Genomic DNA, 21,962 nt, shown 5'->3' with positions numbered 1-21,962 from the left:
ATGTCGAGACTGCTAGAGATTGCCGGAGAGAAGCGGGGCCTGCTGATCCTGTCTGGCGTATTGTCATCTGTCAGCGCCGTGCTAATGCTGGTACCGTTTTTATCTGTTTATTTCATATTGGCTGAGCTACTGCGGCATGCCGCGTCTCCTGGACAGGTCGATGGTGATGCCATGATTCGCTGGGGATGGATTGCACTCGGCGGATTGATTGGAGGTCTGGTGACCTCGTATTGCGGTATTATGTGCTCGCATATTGCGGCTTTTCGTATTCAGTATAATCTGCGTGTGCGAATGACCGAACATTTGGGCAGACTGCCGCTTGGTTTCCTGAACGGAACTTCGACCGGCGCAGTGAAGAAGACGCTGGAACAGAATGTCGACAAGGTGGAAAATTTCGTAGCGCATCAGCTCCCTGATCTGGTCAGTGCGCTGGCGTCTACGGTGCTGATGATTGTGGCGATGTTCTGGCTGAGTCCGCCGTTAGCTGTTGCCTGTCTTCTACCGATCCTCATAGGAATGGTTGTACAGTCGGCACTTATGATGAGCGGCAAGGGAAAAACCAGTGTGAAGCAGTATCATGATTCTTTGGAGCAGATTAATGCTTCGGCGGTGCAGTATGTACGGGGGATGCCGGCGGTGAAGGTGTTCGGGCAGACGGTGCATTCCTTCCGTAAGTTCTACAGTGATATGACCAGATACCGTGATTATTGTCTAGAGTTTACGGACCGTTATCAATCAGGGTATATCCTGTTCAAAACATTGCTGGCTTCCTCGTTTACCTTTATTTTACCGGTGGGTGTCTTTATGCTAAGCGGCCAGCCGGACTCCATGTCTTTTGCGCTTGTGCTGCTGTTTTTTCTAATTATGGCACCTGGCGTATCCTCTCCGCTCTATAAGCTGCTTATGCTGGCTTCAAGCACACGGGATATCGGAGAAGGTGTAGAGCGGATGGATCGTCTTTTGGCACAGCAGCCTGTACCAGAGATAACAATGCCGCTGTCACCGTATGCTTTCGACGTTGAATTCACGGACGTAACTTTTTCCTACAGTGAAGAAGAGGGGGCTGCGGCTGCGCTCAGTAAGGTATCCTTCCGGGCAGAACAAGGGAAGGTTACAGCGTTGGTTGGACCGTCAGGTTCAGGGAAATCGACGGTGGCCAGCCTGGTGCCGCGGTTCTGGGACCCGCAAGAGGGTGCGATCCGTATCGGTGGCGTGGATATTCGCCATATGGCGATTCATGAACTGATGAATACAGTTGCCTTTGTATTTCAGGAGACCTTCCTGTTCTATGACACTTTGTATGAGAATATTGCCGTCGGCAAACCGGGAGCGACGCTGGATGAAGTCCAGGCTGCAGCCAGAGCTGCGCAATGCGACGAGTTCATCTCTCGGCTTCCGCAGGGGTACGAAACGTTAATCGGTGAAGGTGGTGTCTATCTCTCCGGCGGTGAAGAGCAGCGTATTGCGGTAGCCCGGGCCATCCTCAAAAATGCGCCGGTACTTGTGCTCGATGAAGCGACTGCTTTTGCCGACCCGGAGAATGAGCATCACATGCAGCTGGCACTAACGGAGCTTATGCGCGGGAAGACGGTTATTGTCATTGCCCACCGCCTGTCTTCTATTCGTGAAGCTGCACAAATTTTGGTACTGAGAGACGGGGAAATCGTGGAGCGCGGAGATCACGATCGTTTGATTGATCTCGATGGACTTTACACTCAAATGTGGCATGCCTACAGTGACGCTGGAGATTGGCATTTGGAAAAAGGAGGGGAACAGCTATGAAGTTGTTGCGCAATCTTACTGCTGGCAAACCGCAGCAGCTGCTGAAGCCTGTACTTTTTTCCTTACTGGCTAACATAGTCAGTGTGCTTCCGTTTGCGCTTGTGATTGAGGCTGTGCGGTTGATTTTTGCTCCTTATATTATGGTGGGTGCAGAGCTTCAGATAGAACGGCTTTGGTGGATTTGTGCGGGACTAGCTGCTGTCATGATACTGATGTTCCTGAGCGAAATTCCGGCATACCGCTCGGCATACCGCGGGGCTTACAATGTTGCGGCGCAGGGACGGGCGGAATTAGCAGAGCATCTGCGAAAGCTTCCGCTAGGTTACCTGACTCGCCGGGACCCTGGTGATCTGGCCAATATGATGATGGGCGATTTCACATTGGTGGAGACAGGGATTTCTCATCTGCTGCCACAGCTTGCAGGGGCTTTTGTGCTGCCGATATTCGCACTTGCGGGGTTGCTGTTCCTAGACTGGCAGATGGCAATCTCCATGTTCGTAGCGCTGCCGATTGCCCTCTTGATCATGTATTTATCGGGCAGACTGCGGCGAAGACTCGGAGCAGATCATATGAAGGCTAAATTGAACGCTGCGAACCGGCTGCAGGAATATTTAAACGGTATACGGGTGATGAAAGCCTACAATCTGACGGGAGAGCGATTTGTTCGTCTGGATAACTCTTTTAGAACTTTGATGAAGGAAAGTGTGAAGCTTGAAGGGATATTCGGACCGGTCATTCTAACGGCTATGGCTCTTCTTCGTGCGGGTCTGACCTTAATGGTATACGTAGGTGTGCATCTATTGTTAGGCGGGGAGCTCGGTGTTTTGCAGCTGACGGTATTCCTTATTGTCGGCACACGCATCTATGATCCACTGACGACGGCGCTCGCCAACTATGCTGAATTCCGGTACAACGAACAAGCGGGTGAACGCATCGTAGACCTGCTTCGCCAGCCGGTAATGACGGGTACTACAGCCTCGCTTCCCGAGTGCAGTACCATCCGCTTTGACAATGTTACCTTCAGTTATGGAGGTGACCCAGTTCTCAAACAATTAAGCATAGAAATGCCGCAAGGCTCATTAACTGCAATCGTGGGTCCCTCCGGCAGCGGAAAGAGTACAGTGCTGCGTTTGATCTCACGTTTCTATGATCCTGACGAAGGAAGTGTTCTGCTAGGCGGACGCAATATTAAAGAGATTGATCCAGAACATTTGCTAGGGTCTGTGTCGGTTGTGTTTCAGGATGTGTACCTGTTCCAAGATACCATCGGAAACAACATTGCCTTTGGACGGCCGGGCGCGTCACAGCAGGATATTCAACAAGCAGCAGAAATGGCCCGTTGCCATGATTTCATTATGAAATTGCCGCTTGGTTATGACACGCCAGTAGGAGAGGGTGGCAGTACGCTTTCCGGAGGGGAAAAGCAGCGGATTTCCATTGCACGCGCAATTCTCAAGAACGCTCCAATCGTATTGCTGGATGAAGCTACTGCATCGCTTGACCCGCAAAATGAAGCCGAAATCCAGAAGGGAATTGATGCACTGATTACGGGAAGAACCGTTATTGTTATCGCCCATCGCCTGAAGACCATACGTGGTGCAGACAACATTATCGTGCTGGAAGATGGCCGACTGGTGGAGCAGGGACGGCATGAAGCTTTACTACTACGAGGCGGATTGTACGGCCGTCTCTGGAAGCTGCAGCAGCAATCCGTCGGATTCCGTATCACATCATAGGGAACGTCATTCACATTTTTAGGTGGGCAAACGTATGACTATCACAAAGGATGAATCTAACTGGCCGATTATAAGCCTAAGTCTGAGAGTGATAAGGAAATGAGCTGTGCGGAGAAAATATCGAAGCTGGCTTCAGCTAAATAACCTACAAAAGACGAAGCCAGATTTGGCTTCGTCTTTTGTAGGTTTGCATACCCTTTTCATCCTAGAGAATAATGTCCTTTTTACAAATGAACTATTGCACCGAAATTACAGTCTCCAGCTCAGGGATATATTCCTTGACCATATTGTTGTCCTCCCACCGTCCTTTAGTCCCAGCTGGGGCTTGACCTTCGGAAACGACTAAGTACGGTTTGATGGTTACGGTACTCGGTATAGTCTTGAAGGGTTCAAAACGAACATTATAAGATTCGCTTAAGGGGTGAGCACCGATGGGCTTCAGTTGAACGCCATGTTCATCCACAATGTCAAACTGAAGAGCGATGATGCCTCCGTTAACACCCTTGTATTTCGAAGGGATAGAAGCGAGCATTTCTTCTATGCTCTGGCCTGGTTTAGTTTTGTACTCAACGGATATCTGTGTTGTAATTGGGGTGATTTCTACCTTACTGATCTGCAAGTTAATGTTATCGTGATGCTTGGTCTCCTCTGAAGTTAGTGCGGTAACGGGCGTTGATTTTGTAACAGGCAGAACGAATTCGAACGGGACATCGTAACCCTTTAACGTTACATTTACAGTCAAGTCAAACTGATCAGGGAACTGGACAGTCTGGTCTATGCTGGTAGTGCCGGTAACGTCAACCATTAGGCTGGAAGCAGTCTCACCGTCCATGAATTCGTAACCTGCGTTCAGAGATTGGCCTTTATAGAGAACCTCTAACGTATCCACCGCCCCTTTATTGGCATCAGAAGGCGGCGAATTGGGCTCCGAAGCCAGACGGTTTCCAGGAGTGGTTATGTTCATAAGAATTCGGGTTCCGTCAAATAACAACGTTGGGATATTCATGGTCACATCGCCATGGGTCACGCTTTGGTTTACGTTTGTGATGAAATCCTCGGCTTGTTGAACACCGGGATCTCCGTTGTTTTCGCCCCATAATGAATAGATTTGTCCCAGAACCGGAATTTGCTTGAGTGCATCAGCCATCGCGGGCGATACAAAGCCGGAAGCAAGGACTGTAACTCCAAGAATTGCAGCGGCTGCAGTGGAGATCAACCATTTATTAAAAGTTCTTGATACATCTATCTTTCTCTGAACGGGGGGAATGGAATTATCGGTTTGCCTGATGATTTGGTAAGTCTCATTCAGCTTGGAGCGGGCAATATCCGATAACTGATCGGGAAGTAGGCTTTGGCAGTTTTTTAATTGTTCTTCTAACTTAGTGTTTACCATGTCGCAACTCCATTTCTTGATTGAATTGAGATGAATGCTTTAGCTTTTTGCGGGCGCGATGCAGCCGGGTCTTCACGGCTACCGTAGAAATTTCGAGAATGTCGGAAATTTGACTGATCGGCATGTCCTGTAGGTAATGAAGGTGAATGACAATCCGTAGATTCTCCTCAAGATGTTGAACGGCATCCCATATTTCGATTTTCTCATAATCCTTGGAAATGGAAGGGACTTCGGGAAGCTCTCCATAAGGGAGAGCTCTTGAGTTGTTTTTGATCATTTTGTTGCATTCATTAATCAGAATCCGGAAGATCCACGTTTTGAAAAAAGCGGGCTCTCTGAGTGTATGGATGGACCTAAAGGCTTTAAGCATCGTCTCTTGCAGGGCATCTGCACAATCTTCTTCTTTGTTGACGATGGACCTTGCAGTTCTATACAGAGGTAACTCTATCTCTTGCATCAACTGCACGAATGCTTCAGAGTCCCCAGCTTTGGCTTTGACGACAATAGGATTAATATGCAAAGATTTACCTGCTTTCTTGACTAAAAGTCTTAGGATGTTCGTAACGTTACTTAAATATTAGATCGGGTAGGTAGCTAGAAGGTTACAACGAAAGTAAACCTAAGATATCCGGAGACTGCACCGCTTGGGTAAAATCAGCACACACGGGTTTCTGTAAGCATTCTTGTTCACAAAATAATGTAGTATCTGGTGGGGCAGTTTTGTTTACTGAAAGCAAAAGCCCTTCCGCCGTTTTGGCGGAAAGGGCCAGTCGAACTTGCTATTTGGTATTTTAATAATGTTAGGTTTATTTATTCAACATTATCTTTAAATTTTCTATTTCTCTCTTATAAAAATCAACGGTCTTACCCTCTGTGACTTTCCAGTCCTTTTCTAGTGATTCGGTACGAAATTCTTATACTACTCAATGAGTTTATGGTGATTTGAAAAGTTTCAATCAAAAATGATTCCATTCTCCGCATCCCGCAAAACATTATGATTGCTTTTACTGTCGTGTTTTCCCATTTGGACAACCTCCAAGTAGTCTAAACCCATTGGAAGATGAGAATTATGTAAAAAATTCCCTTGTAATCTCGATTTTCTTTCCCAAGGTTGCAGAGGATATCTTGTTATGACATACTCGTCAGCAAATGGTTCGCTAAGTTAAACGATTGAACGAGATGAAAGCGGTGAGAATCATAAATAAACAGCAACAAGTTGAAGTCATCAAAGAAGATTTCAAATTATGCCAGAAGGTCTTTTTGGCCATTGGTAATGAGACACGGCAATCTATTATTACTGTACTTATGGAGACTACTTGTACGAACGGACTACGCCTAGGTGAGATTACTGAACAAACTCATCTCTCACGACCTGCTGTTTCACATCATCTGAGGATCTTAAGAGAAGCTGGAATCATTATGGTGCGGGAAGAAGGCGCTAAAAATTATTATTTTATGGATGTTAGAACAAAATTAGGAGTGTTAAAAAATCTTATAAACCATCTAGATGAATTCATGGAACAATATTACTAGAAAATACAGACGAAGTAGACTAACAATTACATGCTTCGCATCTCGATAATGAAAAGGAGGATTCTTGTGAAAGCAATGATCATTGAAAAATACGGAAAAAGTCCTCTTCTATTGGCAGACATTCCAATGCCTTCAGTGGGTGATTATGATGTATTGGCGGAAATCCATGCGGCGAGTATTAATCCTATCGATTTCAAGGTGCGGGATGGCAAAACTCGTATGCTGTTGAAATACGATATGCCGCTTGTTTTAGGAAATGATTTTTCAGGTATAGTCACCAAAGTAGGAAACAAAGTAACAAAATTCAAAATAGGTGATGCAATATACGGACGGCCAAGAAAGAATAGAATTGGAACCTTCGCTGAATATATATCCGTACATGAGGACGATATAGCCTTAAAGCCTCACAACCTTTCCTTTGAGGAAGCGGCGTCAATCCCACTAGTCGGACTTACATCCTATCAAACATTACATGATATATTACAGCTGTCGGCAGGGCAAAAAGTATTGATTCAAGCTGGCTCGGGCGGCGTTGGAACCTTTGCTATCCAGCTTGCCAAAGCAATGGGGCTTTATGTGGCTACAACTACTAGTGATGCCGGAGCTAAACTGGTCAAATCTCTTGGAGCCGATCAAATAATTAATTATAAAACAGAACAATTTGATGAGGTTTTACAAAATTATGATGGAGTATTCGATACGATTGGCGGAGAAACATTAGAAAAGGCTTTTAAAATAGTCAAACCAGGTGGACAAATTGTATCGGTTTCTGGGCTGCCCAATGCGCGCTTCGGAGAAGAATATGGGTCTGGCTTTATAAAAACGAGTCTTTTTCGATTGGTTACCCGTAAGCTCACAAAATTAGAGAAGCAATACCATGTTAAATACAACTTCCTGTTCATGAAACCAAGCGGGAGATAATTAGAGATCATTTCAGAGTTTATAGAGGCAGGGAAAATAAAGCCTGTAATTGATCAAATATTTTCTTTTGAAGAAGCTCAAAAGGCAATGGAGTATTCCGAATCGGGAAGAGCAAAAGGAAAAATCATATTAAAGATAAAGTGATAGGGAATTTAACCCAACTCATAGAATATAACTACTTGTGCCAAGAAAGGAGCATTTCTATGTGTTTTCACTGTTATAGGAAGATAAGAATCCGCCACCTCTCCGAAACAAACGTGTTAAAGTAAGATACTACACAAATCATATGGGGTGTATCGGATGAAGATAAATGATAATTATTTGAAGGAACAATTAAAACATGTTTATTGGCTTAATGGTGGACCTTGTGCTGGAAAGACTACTATGACCAAAAAATTCGTAGAGGAACTAGGCTTTCAAACATTAGGTGATGATGTCTTAAAATATAGACCATTCACTAGTCCTGTTGATTACCCTGCTCTTCAATTTCCTAATCCTGATTTGGATTGGAATAAGTGGTTCAATAAAACCGTAGATGAGCACTGCCAATGGCTATTTCAAATCGTCGAAGAGATGATGGACTTCTTTATCATTGACTTGTTAACAATGCCTAATGACAAACCAATAATTATTGATTTAGGCATAATGCCTGAACGTATATTACCTTTTATAGCAGAAGAGAGAATGATTTGTTTGTATACGTCTGACGAAGAGATAGAGCGATTATATTACTTTAGAGAAGATCATAAGATGATTTTGGACTGTATAAACGCCTATACGATAAACCCAGAGGAAACGATTAAGCACGGGAACAAATCTATGGTTAAGTTTTCTAATGAGATTAAGCACGCCTGTACTGCTATAGGGATTAAAACCGTTGAAAGAATACCAAGTATGAGCGTGGAGGAACAATTTAGGTTAGTTAAAGAACATTTTGGATTGTAGAGATGACCTAAAGGTAAGTTTTGTACTGACTTTTTCGTGCAGTAAATGCACGGCTTTCATTTGTTAACTACACTAAAATTTATCTCGAAGGGAGGGAATACGATGGATTGGTTGCAGAGGATGAACAGCGCGATGGAATATATAGAAACAAATTTAACGGATAAAATCTCATATGATGACATAGCGCAGATCGCCTGTTGTTCTACTTATCATTTTCAACGAATGTTTCCGTTTATTACTGGAATAACGTTATCTGAGTACATTCGACGTCGACGGTTGACATTGGCGGCTTTTGAGCTGCAGACAACAAATGAAAAGGTTATTGATATAGCTATGAAATATGGGTATGATTCGCCGGAAGCGTTTGCGCGAGCGTTTAAGATTCTTCATGGGATAATACCGATATCTGCACGCGATAAAGGCGTTTCTCTAAAAGCCTATCCTCGGATGTCCTTTCATATTTCTATAAAAGGAGATGTCGAGATGAATTATCGAATTGAACAAAGAGGGCCTTTTGAGATGTTCGGAGTATATGGTCTAATAAATTTGGACATGAAAACAGCGTTCTCTGAAGTTCCTCAATTCCGTGTAAAATGTGATGATGATGGTAGTGTTGATCTTATGAATGAATTACTGGGACGTTTTGGTGATACCGTATTGCACGCTGCCTTATATGATCACACGGGAGAATCTTTCAAGTATATGATTTGTTACAATTTACCAAAGGGGCTTGAAATTCCAGAGAGATTTACAAAGCTCTCTGTCCAGGCATTAACATGGGCTATTTTCCCGGAGCCGCAATGTGATTTGCAAAAACTGTGGGAACGAATATACTCCGAATGGTTTCCGACCTCTGAATACGAACAGGTTGATGGTCCTAGTTTCGAAATGTATTATGGTATGGCAGTGAATGTTACAGGGGAAATATGGATACCCGTAAAGAAAAAATAACATTTACTCAAGTGAAATGCAGGGATGCGTAAGCGAAGATGATAGCTGAACAAAGTAAATCTATTTAAAGAAACCACTCCTTTGTCGGGAGTGGTTTTGTCTTATATATTTTGTATTATAAAACTACCTGCAGTTTATGAGCTGGAAAAAAATTTTAGTATAAGTGCAACCATTTCTACGAACTTTCTACTATATAGATAAGAGTGTTGAAAAGGAGAACAGCGGATGGAAGACCAAGGAATAGTTCACTTATATCTACAGCGTTCACAGCAAGCTATTTTAGAGACTAAGAAAAAATATGGGGCTTACTGCAGAGTGATTGCAAGAAACATTATTTCAAATTTGTCTGATGTTGAAGAGTGTGAGAACGATGCATATTTAGCAGCATGGAATGCAATACCGCCTAATCTGCCTAGAAATTTTCCGGTATTTCTGGGGAGGATCACCCGTAATATTGCGCTTGATAAATATGGTTATAATACAGCGCAAAAGCGTAATCGTGAGTTTGAAGTCATTCTAACTGAACTAGAAGAATGTTTAGCTTCCCCTGATACGGTAGAAACAGAGTATGAAGAAGGTGAGATAGCGAGCTTAATAAATCAATTTTTATATAGCATAGATGAGCAAGCCAGAAACATATTTATTGGAAGGTATTGGTATTCGTATTCGATAGAGGAGCTTTCCATGAGATTTAATATGAGTAGTAGCAAAGTGAAATCAATATTATTTAGGACAAGAAAAAAACTTAGAATTCACCTAAATAAAGAGGGGGTTAACCTATGAAAAAAGAAGATTTATTTAAGGAGATCGGATTCATTGATGAGAACTTAATTGAAGCGGCTAAGCACAATGGAATAGAGAAAAGAAGAAAAGGTATCTCTAAAAAGTGGGTTGTTTTGGTCGCCTGTCTTATCCTGTATAGTTCAACTGCTTCAGCTTTATTAGCAACAGAATATTATAAAAATCAAAATTCTGAGCCTTACATACGTTACCTAAAAGCTGAAGATATGGAGTTAGAGCCTGCTACTAAATATGATGCAGAAAAATTTCTACATGCTTTGAAAAGTGATAATAATGAATATGTATATATTGCTATTAATAGGCTGGTAGAAAGCTTTAATGATCAAAAGTTGAGAGTAAAAGCATTAAAAGAACTTCAACCATTTTTAAAAAATGAGAATCAAAAAATCGCCGATGCGGCTGCTTTTGCCGTCGATATTTTGTCAAAAAGTTATAAGAGCCCTTATATTGTTAAATTAGCAGACGGAAGTATGATATTTACGTTGTTTAATAATTATTCGGATTATGGAAGTCAAAATGTCATTTGGAGAATAAAAGACAATGTGCTTGAAGAGTATCTAAGTTTTTCAACACCATCAATGTATGTTAAAAAAATTATTCCTTCACCAAATCATAAGTTAGTTGCAATACTAACATGCTCTAATAAAAGTAATTTCGTCCAAATTAATAATATTGAAGAGGGAAGGGTAAGTCCAGAATTAATAGAATCTGCAAGAGTTAAATATGGTGTGCAAAAAAAATTAGATACATGGATTCGCACAGATCATGAAAATTATAGCTATGCAGATAAGATAGTGTGGAAAGACAATGATACTTTAGCATTTGAGGGGTCTCTTGCCTACCAGAATACTGAGATTATTGAGAATGTTACTGTAAAGTATCAGTTTAGTAAAAAGATCATAGAAGTAAAAGAGCTTAATTCTAGATGAGAGTATGTTCCGGCGGCTCCTGTTATAGTTTTCGCCCCCCTTGTGATACGGTTTACTGTATCATAAGGAGGGGTATTTTTGCGCTGGAATTTCTTGAAATAAGAGTGATTAATTATGAAAAGAACTCCAAATATCCATATGGAGCATGAAGTCACTTTTGAATAAACAAGGTCATTTGCAAGAGAGAATTCGTTTCTGTTCTTCTACTATAATGAATCCATCCAGATTAAGTAGAGTGAGGTTCGAACCTATGACAAACCCTGCAACGAAAGCTGTAACCAAGCCGTCCTATACGCAGTCAATGGGCCGCATTGACCGGCTGCTGCGCAATATCGTGAAGTACCGGGTGCTGCTGCTTATGCTGCTGCCCACCTCCATTATCTTCTTCATCAATTGCTACATCCCAATGTTCGGATTATTCATTGCGTTCAAGAACATCAACTACGTGGATGGTATTATGGGCAGTCCATGGGCGGGGCTAGACAACTTCCGTTTCCTGTTCGCTACCTCCGATGCCCTGCGGGTGACCATCAACACCGTTGCCTACAACGTGGTCTTTATTATCTCAGGCCTCATTCTCTCCGTCTCCCTGGCGATTGCGATCAATGAGGTCCGCAGCAAGCTTTCCTCCCGTTTCTTCCAGACCGTTATGATTATGCCGAATTTCTTGTCCATGGTGGTCGTCAGCTTCATCGTCTATGCCTTCCTGCACCCGGAGTATGGCTTCCTGGTCAAGCATATTCTGCCGATGTTCGGCTATTCCTCAGTCAATGCTTACATGCATCCTAATGCATGGCCCTACATTCTATGGGCTACCAAGATGTGGCATTCCATCGGTATAGGGAGCGTCATCTATCTCGCCGCCATCACGGGTATCAGCGAGGAACTGTACGAGGCCGCCGTCATGGACGGCGCCAGCAAGTGGCAACAGATCACCCGGATTACCCTGCCGTTGCTCACGCCGATCATGGTCATTCTTACTATTCTCAACCTGGGCGGCATTTTTCGCTCGGACTTCGGGCTGTTCTACCACGTTACACTCGACTCCGGTGCGCTGCGTTCGACAACGGATGTCATCGACACCTATGTGTACCGGGGCTTGATCCAGCTCAATGACCTAGGCATGTCCTCGGCGGCGAACTTCTATCAATCTGTCATCGGCTTCTTTCTTGTCATTGGAGCGAACAGTCTGGCCCGTAAGCTGAACCGCGATACGGCACTTTTCTAGAACGGAGGATCATAATGAATACTGCATCCCATATCAGTTCTTACTCCAAGGGGCCAAAGACCGCCCAGATTATTCTTCACCTGTTCTTCATTGCTTTCAGCATGGCCTGCATCCTGCCCATTGTGCTGATTGTGGCCATTTCCTTAACCAATGAGAAAACGTTAACTCTAGAGGGGTATAAATTCTTTCCCGACAAGGTCGATTTATCCGCTTACCAGTATTTGTTCAACCATTCGGAGACCCTGATCAAAGCTTATGGAATCAGTCTGACCGTTACGCTGATCGGAACCCTTCTGGCCGTACTGCTGATTGCACTATATGCATACCCCCTTTACCGGAAGGACTTTCCCTTTAAAAAGGTGTTTAACTTCTATCTTCTAATTACGATGCTGTTCTCGGGAGGGCTTGTTCCGTTCTACCTGCTATACGTTAACTATCTGAATCTGAAGGACTCGCTGATCGCGCTCATTCTTCCCGGACTGTCTAACGCATTCTATATTTTTATTACGCGAACCTTCTTCCAACAAACGGTGCCGGAAGAGATGATAGAATCTGGTAAATTGGATGGGGCATCAGAATGGCGGATTTTCTTCCAGCTTGTGCTTCCGATCTCGCTGCCCGTGCTCGCTACCATCGGTTTGTTCACCACGCTGATGTATTGGAATGACTGGTTCAATTCGATGCTCTTTATTAATGACACTGACAAGTACTCTCTGCAGTACGTCATGATTCAAATGATCCGTCAGGCGGAGTTCTTCAAGAACCAGTTGGCGGGAAGCGGTGTGGCCCTGCTTGTACACGAGTCGGTTCCGACCGAAAGCCTGCGGATGGCCATGGTCGTTGTATCGATAGGTCCCATTCTGTTCATCTATCCGTTTTTCCAGAAGTACTTCACCAAAGGCCTTACAATAGGAGCTATCAAAGGTTAAGCTGTCTAACTCTGGCTAAAATGCCGGTTAGAATATATGATCCGAATTATCATTGAGGAGGTTTAAACAAATGAGAACAAAAAGAGGCTCAGGCGCGGTGCTTGCTGCTCTAACCGCCGTTATACTGGGCATTACCGGGTGTAGCGGAGGAAATTCTAACACTTCCGATCCGTCCGAGGCAGAGTCCAGTGCCGCAGCTACAGCTACCGGGGGCACGGAGAGCGGCAATCTCGATATTTCAACTTACCGGAAGCTAACCGTTTACACGGTCGGAAATTTCCCGCAGAATGATACCAAGGCGGTTGTGGAGGAGATCAATAAATATCTTAAGCAAAAGATCAACGCCGAAGTTGACTTCCAGGGGCTTCCTTGGTCCTCTTGGGCCGAAAAGATGGCTCTGGCGTATCAATCCGGGGAACAGGTCGATTTAACGTTTGCCCCCAACTGGGCCGATTTCGCCAACAACGTTGCCAAGGGTGCGTTCCTACCTCTTGACGATTTGTTGGACAAATATGGACAAGGGATCAAGGAGACGTTGGATCCCCGTTTTCTTGACGGCGGAACGGTGGACGGCAAAATCTATGCCATTCCAACCAATAAGGAAATCGGCGAGAGCCACACCATTATGTTCCGCAAAGACCTTGTGGACAAATACGGATTCGATGTAGACTCAATTCAGACTCTGGAGGATCTGGAGCCATGGCTTCAGACGATCAAGGAGAAGGAGCCCGCTATTGCGCCGATCTGGCTCTCCGGCAGCGGTTCAGACACACTTGGCTACTTCGACAAAACCAGGGAGAGCATCAAAGAAAACTTCCGTTACGAGCTGGTTGCAGGCGCTCCCGCCGGCATCGTCCTGGATACCAAGACCGATAAGATGATTATCAGCTCAATGGAATCCGACACTGCGATCTACCGGATGAAGCTCTACAGCGATTGGTTCAGCAAAGGCTTTATCAATAAGGATGCCGCAACGACCAAGACCAGTACTGAAGATGCTTTCAAAGCGGGCAAGACCTGGATGAAATTCGGCTCGGATAAACCGGACTCCGACAAGGAAGATTCCATCGCCACCGGAATTGAGCTGGTGAAGCTGAAGGGCAATGATCCCGAGATCAGCACAGCCAGCGTCAGCAACTCCATGATGGCCATTGGACGCACCTCCGTTGATCCGGAGCGGACGATGATGCTGCTGAACCTGCTGCATACAGACCCGCATCTGGTCAATCTGATTGATTTCGGTGTGGAAGACCGGCAATACGTCAAGGTGGACGGCAAGGAGAACTTCATCAAGCTTCCCGACGGCGTGGCGACCCGGGCCGATACCGGCTGGGCGCCGGGGATTGAATGGATGTTCGGCAACCAGACCTTAACTTACCTTTGGGAAGGCGAAAGCGCTGACAAGTGGGAGAAGTTCAAGGCTTACAACGATAAGGCCCATAAGGTGAAGTCTTTCGGCTTCAACTTCAATACGGACCCTGTCAAAACGCAGGTATCTGTCGTCAGCAACATCATCAAGGAATTCCGTCCGCTGCTTGAAACGGGCAGCCTGAGTGTAGACAAAGTACTGACAGAATACAATAAAAAGTTGAAAGCCAACGGAATCGAGGACATCCGCGCCGAGGTTCAGAAGCAATACGATGCCTGGAAGGCAAAACAATCCTAAATAAACAGGCTGAGGGGAAGGACGGCTACCGTCCTTCCCTTTCCTGCAGCCGAGGCGCAAATGTACCTAAGGGGTGGGAATGTGAAATTATCCTTGCGATTCAAAGTGAGTGCCCTGGTCTTGCTGCTGGTCACTCCGCTGTTTTTCTTTCTCTATTACACCAACATCTATGCGACCAACATCGTTCGGGAGAAAGTCGCAAAATCTGCTTCCGATACACTGACCCTTCACTTAGGTACGCTCGACGAGTTGCTGGAGCAGACCAGCCATTATCTACTGCGTACCGCTAATGAGAACATGCTACTGGAGCTCTATTCGGACAGCGGTCCGGATAGTGTCAATTACTATCTGTCCATCCGTAAGCTAATGGACCAGTGGTACAGCGATGTCAGCTATTACACGATTATCCGTAGCGTGTTCGTATACCATCAGGACCGGGATGAGTTATTCCTCAGTAGCCAGAAAGAATATTATCAGGAGAAAGAGATGATTTCTACCGGATTGTCCACGCGCTTGAATGCTTCCAGTCTTCCAGCTTCCCTGAAGTGGGAGACCGTCACCATCGGAGGAGAGCCGCTGCTATTCAAGGTGCTGCCGGACAAGAGCGGGCGGCTCCTGATGGGTGTTCTGATCAGCATTGACGCTTTGGCACAGCCCCTGACCCAACTGGAGTCTACAGGAGGTAGTGAGCAGATCGGCATGATTAGCAATGACGGTAAGCTGTTATGGGGCCAATTCGCCGGGGAGGATCTTACACGTATCCGTAGACAGCTCAATAATCCTGCCCATCCCGTGGATGCATCGATTCGTCTCAGTAACGGCAATAATTATCTGCTGATTGACAAGCCTTCGCAATACTCCAATCTGAATGTCTTTATTCTATTGGACGAGAAATCTATTCTGGATGAGCTGCCGATCTTCCAGAGGATCATCAAGACCATTCCCATAGCCATTATTATCATTATGGCTATCCTTCTGGCTCTGCTGAGTCGGCTTGTGTTCAAGCCGATCCAGCATTTGACCAGCGGGATGCGTATTCTGGGGAAGGGGCATCTGGAGCACCGGCTGAAGGAAGGCAACAGCAGGGAGTTCCAGATCATCACCCGGCAATTCAACCAGATGGCCGAGCATATCGGCAATCTCAAGATTGATGTGTATGAAGAGCAAATGAAGGTGCAGCAAGCGGAGCTCAAGCATCTTCAGGCGCAGATCAACCCGCATTTTTTTATGAATTCCTTGAATATCGTCTTTCATCTGGTGGAGCTGCAGAAGTATTCGCTGATCAAAAAAATGATAAGCCATCTGGTCTCCCATTTCAGATTCATTATGAATACCAATAGTACCTGGATTCCCCTCCTCAGCGAGCTAAAACATATTCAAAACTACATTGAGATTCAGATGGTCATGTATCCGGACAAGCTGTCCTATCAAGTCCATCTGCCGAAGGAGCTTGAATCCAACCTCATTCCGCCGCTGCTGATTCAGCCATTCGTCGAGAACGCGATCAAGCATGGATTCGTCAACAACGCCAAGCCATTCGAGGTTGTGATCACGGTCCGGGAAGAAGCCGGGGAGAACAGCGATGCCTGCATTGCCATTCAGGTCCGGGATTCCGGGCCGGGCTTCTCCGCACTTCAATTGGAGATGCTCAATCTTGGTTTGTATGAGCAGAAGCCTACAGACCACCATCTGGGAATATGGAATGTATACAGACGCATGCTGATGTTTTACAACAACCGGGCAAGGCTTACCTTCCATAATATCCCTGACGGGGGGGCGGTGGTGGAGATAAGACTGCCCGCTCAAAGGGAGCTGTGAAGTTCATATGTACAGAGTTCTAATCGTTGATGACCAATATTTCGCCTTGCTAGGTCTGAAGCAGGGCGTGAATTGGAGCGCGCTGCAGGTAGAGGAGGTCCGGCTGGCGGAGAATGTGGATCAGGCGGTTGCCTGCCTGGAGCAGCAAGCCATAGATTTGCTTATCTGCGATATTGAGATGCCCGGAAGAAGTGGGCTGGAGCTGCTCGCCTGGGTGAAGCAGTATTCTCCCGGCACGCTGACAATTATGCTGACTTGCCATGCCGATTTCGAGTATGCACAGCGCGCTCTTTACCATGGTGCATTCCATTATTTGCTCAAGCCGGTGGACTATGAAGAATTAATGAAGATATCTCATGAGGCGCTCTCAGAAATCAGCAAGCAGAGGGAGCAGCAGCAATTCGAGGCGCTCATCCACGAGTACCGACAAAAGTGGGAGCATCAGCTTCCCCTGCTGGTAGAAAGGTTCTGGCAGGATATTCTCAGCCAGCGGGCCGCGCCCGTCCTGGAATCGCTCACTATTTCGGCGAATACCTACAATCTGGATCTGCAGCCAGGAGACCGCTACTTTCTCGCTCTGCTCGGCCTGGAGCAATGGAAGGAGAATCTGAGCGCACGGGATGAGACCATCATGGAATATGCGCTACGAAATCTGGCGGAAGAACTGCTGCTGAGCGGGCTGGGAGGGGCTGTGCTGCAGGATCAGGTAGGCCATAACCTGGCAATTGTCTACGTGAGGGGCGACATGAATGCGGTTCGACACACACTGGAGCAGAACTGCCAGACCTTCTTGAACACCTGCGAGCAGCTCCTGCATTGCTCCTTGTCTGTCTATATCAGCCCGGGCGTATTGCTGCACGAGATGATGAGCGCCTACACATACGTCACTGAACGGGAACAGCGGAATCTGAAGCATTCCCGTCAGGTGTTCGGCCCGAATGATCCGGCTTATGATCAACCGCTTGGCACCATGCCTCTGGCCGCTCCAATGCATATCTTCGGGGAGTGGGCGACCATCCTGGAACTGGGCGAGTTGGAGGAGCTGGAGCGCCGGGTGAAGCTGTGGTTCGTGAGTATCGGTGCAGACCGCTGGACCCGTGAGCTGCACCGGCAGCTTGTCCACGGCATTCTTTTCATTCTGCATACTGTACTGGCCAAAAAAGGCTTATCCGCCCACGCCTCTTCCGAGTTGAAATCGCTGATGGACAAGGAGAATTACCCGAAGCATTCCTCCACTTTGCAGAACTGGGCAATAGATTGCCTGAAAGCCGCAATGCAGTTATTGCAGAAAAGCCATAATATGTCCTCAGCCGTGGTCACCAAGATCAGACAATATATCCGCTCCCGGCTGAGTGAAGAGATTACTCGTGATGAATTGGCCGCCTATGTTTATCTGAACCCCGCTTATCTGTCCCGGCTGTTCAAGAAAGAGACTGGACTGTCGATATCGGATGTCATTATTCAGGAACGTCTGCAGAAGGCCAAGCAATTACTGGAGGAAACCGAGCTTAAGATTACCGATATTGCAGAGCAGGTGGGATACACCAGTCTGGGCAGCTTCTCCAACCTGTTTAAACGGGTAGTCGGCGTAACGCCGCAGCAATACCGAGCCCGGAAGAAAAAATAAATACTCCTGCTTGCATTTTCATGCCAGGTTGCACTCGGCATTGAGAGCCGTATTCGAGATCACCATGGGCAACCAACCTGATTAAGGGTTCATGAAATCCTTTTCTATGAATGGCTAACCAAGAGCATTTAACCCATATGGTGAGACACACCGCAAGTAGCAGAAATTTGACAGTCCGACATTCGCTTTCACGGCTACTTTTTTCCTTGTATAGCTGTCGTATCCTTGTGACCATCGGATAAATGTATTTTTTTTCTTGTCCACCTTTATACCTTAATAAAACGATGCAATTGCATTTAATGAATAATATCGATAATAAGGGAGGTTTTGGGGATGGGAAATAGAAAAGCTGGCGGTTATGACCCCGTACAGATCTTTAACTCCACATCGTTTAATGCATTTGGAAAAGTTGAATATGCATCCATCTTATGTAGTGATGACAATTATAATGTTCAGCGTGACGAGACTTGGAAAGCTTCTAGCCGTGGAGTCTGTTTGGTGACTAGAATCACTGCAACGGTTAGAACGCCTAGTGGAAATATTCAAGCGGAACCTTATACGTCTTTCGGCACTTCTTACAGCCAGTTTGCCATTATACAGGTAGGGGTTAATAAGTTCCAAGTGACGCGTGTTGTAAGTAACAAAAGACGCAAGTAAAATTGCAAGCGGGGTATTATCAAGGATAGGCACCAAACATGAAAAAACGACAGGCCAAAGATAAGAGGCTGGTCGTCTTTTTTTCGTTTTAATGTTTCTTATACCATAATATTCTGCGGTGCATTGAAGAATCTTTCAGGAGCCGGAATGGGCGTAAGTCCGGTTGATAATTGCCTTCAATGATCCAAATCCGGCAGTTCCTGTCGATGCCTATATCGAACCCGACTTGTCTAAGCTTTGGGTAACGCTCTCCCAGTCGTGCTTTCTTTTCGTTATGAATACGATAGGCGTTTGCACCGTTTCTTTTAGTGAACAGGATATCCCTTCCGTAATTCCCGTTGTGGGGTTTCAATACGACGCTTTGATAGTGAAGCAGCATATTCGTTAATGCGTTCTTCTTAAGCAACTGTGTCTCTGGCAGCCGTCCGGCGAGAGAGGAACCTTTGCGAAGGATGCGATATTGCAACCATTTGTCTCTTTTGATTAACATTAGAATCACAGCCTTTTTCAATCTTCTACGGTAATTCTAAGTCAAATTAGGAATCAGTATAAGTGGATATTCGTCCATATTTATGAGCCGAAGCAGGTGAAAAAGGCTTTTAGGTGGCTAAATTTCATTACTGTTCAGCTTCGGCTGGGCGTGGATTATTTATTGGCATTCGCCCAAACACTCTTTCCGCGAATGCATATGATGATTGTGCCTACTCATTGAAAGGAGCGATCACATATGGGATTTTTTCCAACGCCGGGAAGCGGCCAATTCCCAGGGTTTCCGGGTGGACCAGGAGGACCAGGAGGACCAGGAGGACCGGGTGGACCAGGTGGATTTCCTGGGACTCCGGGACCTCCAGGAGCTGCACCGGGAGGCGTTCAAGCGCCGACGGCACCTCCACCGCAATTCGTACCGCAAATGTCGGCCACTGCATTTGCCATCGACCCTGGTGCGATCAGAGGCTGTCTGTTCCGCAACACATACATTTGGCTGAACAACGGCGAGCAATTCTGGTTCTTCCCGGTATTCGTGGGGCGTAATTCTGTTGCAGGGTTCAGATGGTTCGGTCTCTTCTGGGGGTACTTCGGTATTGATTTGAATCGGATTCGCTCGTTCACCTGCTTCTAAGGCAGACAGCATCGAGAAGGGGACCCTAAATAAGGGGACGTTTTGCGGCGAGGCATGATATGGTACCTAAAGAAGGAACTTTTACTTGCAGAAGTAAAAGCCCTTCTTTTTTTGGTTGTAGAGGGGCATTTCTAAAGTTGTTGAAGGTCGGACGAACTCAAGTTGTCGCTATCGGGTCTTTTTATGGAATCGAATCCTGGTATTTGTCGATATATAACGATCCGTCCAATTGGAGCTCTGCGTAAAATACTTGATCAAAAGAATGAATGTTGGCTTTCTTTAGTTGCTGGTTGAGCCAGACTTTGGAAACATCTATTTTAGTAAGGTTTTTTTCTACGATTTTACCATCAACGATAAGCTCAGTCGGGATATTGTGAATAGGCATAACGGTTGCTTTTACATCCTTTTTTGTTGCAGGCAGCATTTCTTCTTTTTTTAACACGCTGAGTTGACCGTCAGGTTCCAAAATAGCAACTTCGACATCTGTGGGGGAGAAGACATCCTTGTTCCGAAGCAGCATGCTTAAATCGTCGATGTTGAGGTGCTGCTTAGCCAATGCCTTTTCCAGAATTTTGCCTTGTTTGACGAGAATCGTAGGTTGGCCATCGAGAATCTCACGTGCTCTGACGGAGCGCAATCCGATCCAAGCAACGATGAACGCCAAGAGCGACCATAAGATCAAGCTAGATATTCCTTGCAGCAGCGTGATTTGTCTGTTGACGATAATCTCCGCAGTGGTGGAGCCGAAGGTGATTCCTGTTACATAATTGAAGAACGTTAGATGCCCGACTTGTTTTTTACCGAGCAGACGTGTCAATAAGAGTAGAGCAACGAAAGACGTTGCCGTACGAAATAGAATTTCTCCATATGTCATATGCTGAGCCCCTTGCATAACAGATGGTCTTAAATTAGCCCTTATTTCCATCTCTTATACTTGTTAATTGAAAGGAATCTACTGATCATGAACACGTTATATTACATCAATAGAAACTAACAAGAAAGTATCTAAAATTTATTATTGTTTTATATATCCTAAAGAGGCACTGATCGGGAGGACGGAATGCAATTTTAATCAATGTATTATGAGGGGGAATTATTTCTACCGAAGATTGAATTAAATATGACGTTGAACCAATCGATTGTCATTATAACGGACTTGAAGCGGAAACAGCTATTGATGAGTCAATTAGTGGACCATTCTCATTATTATATATTTCGAGCTGGACCTCATTATCTTGGTATGGACGTTTGTCCTAACAGTAGTGTCTGTCATTTTTGTATCAGTGGGGGTTGAAGGACGAGTAAGGGGGCAATAAAGGGACTTTAGCCAGCCTTCGGTGGGTCTTTGGTATGGTCGAAACAAGCGGCCAAATGTGACTATACGACGATTATTTTCCAATTGAGGCTGTGATGTTGTCATGAAGAGGATTGGCGGGTAATAAAGATGATTAGAACTTTCAAATTTGGTTGAATTTGGAGTGGAAGCCAAGGAAACGGAGTGAAGGATCATGGCAGCACTGACAGTAGCAGGCATCCGTCCGTTACAGGCCATTGCGGCCTACGGCGGTACACAGAGTGAGGTCAGTTCCCTGGAAAAACAGCGGAACCGGCTGATGATGGAACTGGATAAAGTGAATGCAGCACAAGGAAGCGAGATGCAGACTCCTTATCGCCGGGAGCAGCTGCAGCGGCAAATCCGGCTGCTGGAGTCCCAACTCGTACAGAAAAGCGGGAGTAGCAGCCCCGTAAATTTTGTACCGGCTTCTCCGCTACAAGATCACCCCTCCCTCTGGCGGAATGAGTGGAAGGGAGGCCTCAAGGGCATCGGTTTGACCGATCCCCGGACGGCGACGGTGAACTCGGAGGGACATTTCGACGCGTTGATTTAGACAAGAGAGCGAAGGTGAGAAAAGCTTCCGGTGATGA

The 21,962-nt window shown here is 45.6% G+C and carries 19 protein-coding genes and 1 pseudogene; 16 read left to right on the top strand and 4 right to left on the bottom strand.

Annotated features, from left to right (window positions below; translation table 11 throughout):
- Together R50345_RS24415 and R50345_RS24410 are read left to right on the top strand one after the other, a co-directional pair.
- Window positions 1-1,782: an ABC transporter ATP-binding protein gene (locus tag R50345_RS24415; RefSeq protein WP_042132441.1), complete on the top strand. Its 1,782-nt coding sequence runs from the start codon at window positions 1-3 to the stop codon at window positions 1,780-1,782.
- Window positions 1,779-3,518 (top strand): ABC transporter ATP-binding protein, encoded by a 1,740-nt coding sequence (locus R50345_RS24410; protein ID WP_042130804.1) that lies wholly within the window; start codon window positions 1,779-1,781, stop codon window positions 3,516-3,518. The genes R50345_RS24415 and R50345_RS24410 overlap by 4 nt, the downstream gene beginning before the upstream one ends.
- A gap of 235 nt (window positions 3,519-3,753) precedes the next feature.
- Here R50345_RS24410 and R50345_RS24405 read toward each other — a convergent pair whose 3' ends face one another.
- Window positions 3,754-4,911 carry a DUF4179 domain-containing protein gene (locus tag R50345_RS24405; RefSeq protein WP_042130803.1) on the bottom strand — a complete coding sequence of 386 codons (1,158 nt, stop codon included), beginning with the start codon at window positions 4,909-4,911 and terminating at the stop codon, window positions 3,754-3,756.
- Complete coding sequence (locus tag R50345_RS24400) at window positions 4,898-5,431, bottom strand: RNA polymerase sigma factor (RefSeq protein ID WP_042130801.1); 534 nt, start codon at window positions 5,429-5,431, stop codon at window positions 4,898-4,900. Before R50345_RS24400 ends, R50345_RS24405 begins: the two co-directional genes overlap by 14 nt.
- A 677-nt stretch (window positions 5,432-6,108) precedes the next feature.
- Between R50345_RS24400 and R50345_RS24395 the strand changes: the two genes are divergently transcribed.
- From R50345_RS24395 to R50345_RS24340, 12 genes and pseudogenes are all read left to right on the top strand, one after another.
- Window positions 6,109-6,444, top strand: a complete 336-nt coding sequence (locus R50345_RS24395) for an ArsR/SmtB family transcription factor (protein ID WP_419886817.1) — start codon at window positions 6,109-6,111, stop codon at window positions 6,442-6,444.
- Window positions 6,445-6,510: 66 nt separating this feature from the next.
- A pseudogene (locus R50345_RS24390) lies at window positions 6,511-7,509 on the top strand (NADP-dependent oxidoreductase).
- A gap of 156 nt (window positions 7,510-7,665) precedes the next feature.
- A complete protein-coding gene (locus R50345_RS24385) occupies window positions 7,666-8,310 on the top strand; it encodes a DEAD/DEAH box helicase family protein (protein ID WP_042130798.1) in 645 nt (214 codons plus the stop codon).
- A gap of 102 nt (window positions 8,311-8,412) precedes the next feature.
- Window positions 8,413-9,261 (top strand): AraC family transcriptional regulator, encoded by an 849-nt coding sequence (locus tag R50345_RS24380; protein ID WP_042130797.1) that lies wholly within the window; start codon window positions 8,413-8,415, stop codon window positions 9,259-9,261.
- A 225-nt stretch (window positions 9,262-9,486) separates the two neighbouring features.
- Window positions 9,487-10,044 (top strand): RNA polymerase sigma factor, encoded by a 558-nt coding sequence (locus tag R50345_RS24375; protein WP_042130796.1) that lies wholly within the window; start codon window positions 9,487-9,489, stop codon window positions 10,042-10,044.
- Complete coding sequence (locus tag R50345_RS24370; RefSeq protein ID WP_042130795.1) at window positions 10,041-10,991, top strand: hypothetical protein; 951 nt, start codon at window positions 10,041-10,043, stop codon at window positions 10,989-10,991. Before R50345_RS24375 ends, R50345_RS24370 begins: the two co-directional genes overlap by 4 nt.
- A 250-nt stretch (window positions 10,992-11,241) precedes the next feature.
- Complete coding sequence (locus R50345_RS24365; RefSeq protein ID WP_231573912.1) at window positions 11,242-12,219, top strand: ABC transporter permease; 978 nt, start codon at window positions 11,242-11,244, stop codon at window positions 12,217-12,219.
- 14 nt (window positions 12,220-12,233) lie between these two features.
- Entirely contained in the window at window positions 12,234-13,148 is a 915-nt protein-coding gene (locus tag R50345_RS24360; protein WP_042130793.1) for a carbohydrate ABC transporter permease, read from the top strand.
- A gap of 70 nt (window positions 13,149-13,218) precedes the next feature.
- Complete coding sequence (locus tag R50345_RS24355) at window positions 13,219-14,814, top strand: ABC transporter substrate-binding protein (protein ID WP_042130791.1); 1,596 nt, start codon at window positions 13,219-13,221, stop codon at window positions 14,812-14,814.
- Between the two features lie 81 nt (window positions 14,815-14,895).
- On the top strand, window positions 14,896-16,632 hold the full coding sequence (locus R50345_RS24350) for a sensor histidine kinase (RefSeq protein ID WP_042130789.1): 1,737 nt from the start codon (window positions 14,896-14,898) through the stop codon (window positions 16,630-16,632).
- A gap of 7 nt (window positions 16,633-16,639) precedes the next feature.
- Entirely contained in the window at window positions 16,640-18,259 is a 1,620-nt protein-coding gene (locus R50345_RS24345; protein ID WP_042130787.1) for a response regulator, read from the top strand.
- A gap of 333 nt (window positions 18,260-18,592) precedes the next feature.
- Window positions 18,593-18,916 carry a hypothetical protein gene (locus tag R50345_RS24340; RefSeq protein ID WP_042130786.1) on the top strand — a complete coding sequence of 108 codons (324 nt, stop codon included), beginning with the start codon at window positions 18,593-18,595 and terminating at the stop codon, window positions 18,914-18,916.
- Between the two features lie 88 nt (window positions 18,917-19,004).
- On the opposite strand, the gene R50345_RS24335 is transcribed toward R50345_RS24340, so the two are convergent.
- The gene (locus tag R50345_RS24335) at window positions 19,005-19,427 is read right to left on the bottom strand and encodes a YheC/YheD family protein (protein WP_231573911.1); all 423 of its coding nucleotides are present in this window, start codon (window positions 19,425-19,427) and stop codon (window positions 19,005-19,007) included.
- A 216-nt stretch (window positions 19,428-19,643) separates the two neighbouring features.
- Between R50345_RS24335 and R50345_RS24330 the strand changes: the two genes are divergently transcribed.
- Entirely contained in the window at window positions 19,644-20,036 is a 393-nt protein-coding gene (locus R50345_RS24330) for a hypothetical protein (protein ID WP_042130783.1), read from the top strand.
- Between the two features lie 181 nt (window positions 20,037-20,217).
- Here R50345_RS24330 and R50345_RS24325 read toward each other — a convergent pair whose 3' ends face one another.
- The gene (locus tag R50345_RS24325) at window positions 20,218-20,910 is read right to left on the bottom strand and encodes a DUF421 domain-containing protein (protein ID WP_042130781.1); all 693 of its coding nucleotides are present in this window, start codon (window positions 20,908-20,910) and stop codon (window positions 20,218-20,220) included.
- Window positions 20,911-21,544: 634 nt separating this feature from the next.
- Here R50345_RS24325 and R50345_RS24320 point away from each other — a divergent pair.
- On the top strand, window positions 21,545-21,925 hold the full coding sequence (locus tag R50345_RS24320; protein ID WP_042130780.1) for a hypothetical protein: 381 nt from the start codon (window positions 21,545-21,547) through the stop codon (window positions 21,923-21,925).
- The last annotated feature ends 37 nt before the right edge of the window (window positions 21,926-21,962 follow it).

This window comes from Paenibacillus sp. FSL R5-0345 (assembly GCF_000758585.1).
Classification (GTDB): Bacteria; Bacillota; Bacilli; order Paenibacillales; family Paenibacillaceae; genus Paenibacillus_AQ.
The sequence above is the reverse complement of the archived record's forward strand: the minus strand, read 5'-3'. Positions and strand labels throughout refer to the sequence as shown.

Coding starts and splice junctions, on each gene's coding strand:
- R50345_RS24365 (WP_231573912.1), top strand. CDS start 11,242: ATGACAAACCCTGCAACGAAAGCTGTAACCAAGCCGTCCTATACGCAG.
- R50345_RS24330 (WP_042130783.1), top strand. CDS start 19,644: ATGGGATTTTTTCCAACGCCGGGAAGCGGCCAATTCCCAGGGTTTCCG.
- R50345_RS24380 (WP_042130797.1), top strand. CDS start 8,413: ATGGATTGGTTGCAGAGGATGAACAGCGCGATGGAATATATAGAAACA.
- R50345_RS24340 (WP_042130786.1), top strand. CDS start 18,593: ATGGGAAATAGAAAAGCTGGCGGTTATGACCCCGTACAGATCTTTAAC.
- R50345_RS24375 (WP_042130796.1), top strand. CDS start 9,487: ATGGAAGACCAAGGAATAGTTCACTTATATCTACAGCGTTCACAGCAA.
- R50345_RS24385 (WP_042130798.1), top strand. CDS start 7,666: ATGAAGATAAATGATAATTATTTGAAGGAACAATTAAAACATGTTTAT.
- R50345_RS24345 (WP_042130787.1), top strand. CDS start 16,640: ATGTACAGAGTTCTAATCGTTGATGACCAATATTTCGCCTTGCTAGGT.
- R50345_RS24410 (WP_042130804.1), top strand. CDS start 1,779: ATGAAGTTGTTGCGCAATCTTACTGCTGGCAAACCGCAGCAGCTGCTG.
- R50345_RS24320 (WP_042130780.1), top strand. CDS start 21,545: ATGGCAGCACTGACAGTAGCAGGCATCCGTCCGTTACAGGCCATTGCG.
- R50345_RS24415 (WP_042132441.1), top strand. CDS start 1: ATGTCGAGACTGCTAGAGATTGCCGGAGAGAAGCGGGGCCTGCTGATC.
- R50345_RS24355 (WP_042130791.1), top strand. CDS start 13,219: ATGAGAACAAAAAGAGGCTCAGGCGCGGTGCTTGCTGCTCTAACCGCC.
- R50345_RS24370 (WP_042130795.1), top strand. CDS start 10,041: ATGAAAAAAGAAGATTTATTTAAGGAGATCGGATTCATTGATGAGAAC.
- R50345_RS24360 (WP_042130793.1), top strand. CDS start 12,234: ATGAATACTGCATCCCATATCAGTTCTTACTCCAAGGGGCCAAAGACC.
- R50345_RS24325 (WP_042130781.1), bottom strand. CDS start 20,910: ATGACATATGGAGAAATTCTATTTCGTACGGCAACGTCTTTCGTTGCT.
- R50345_RS24405 (WP_042130803.1), bottom strand. CDS start 4,911: ATGGTAAACACTAAGTTAGAAGAACAATTAAAAAACTGCCAAAGCCTA.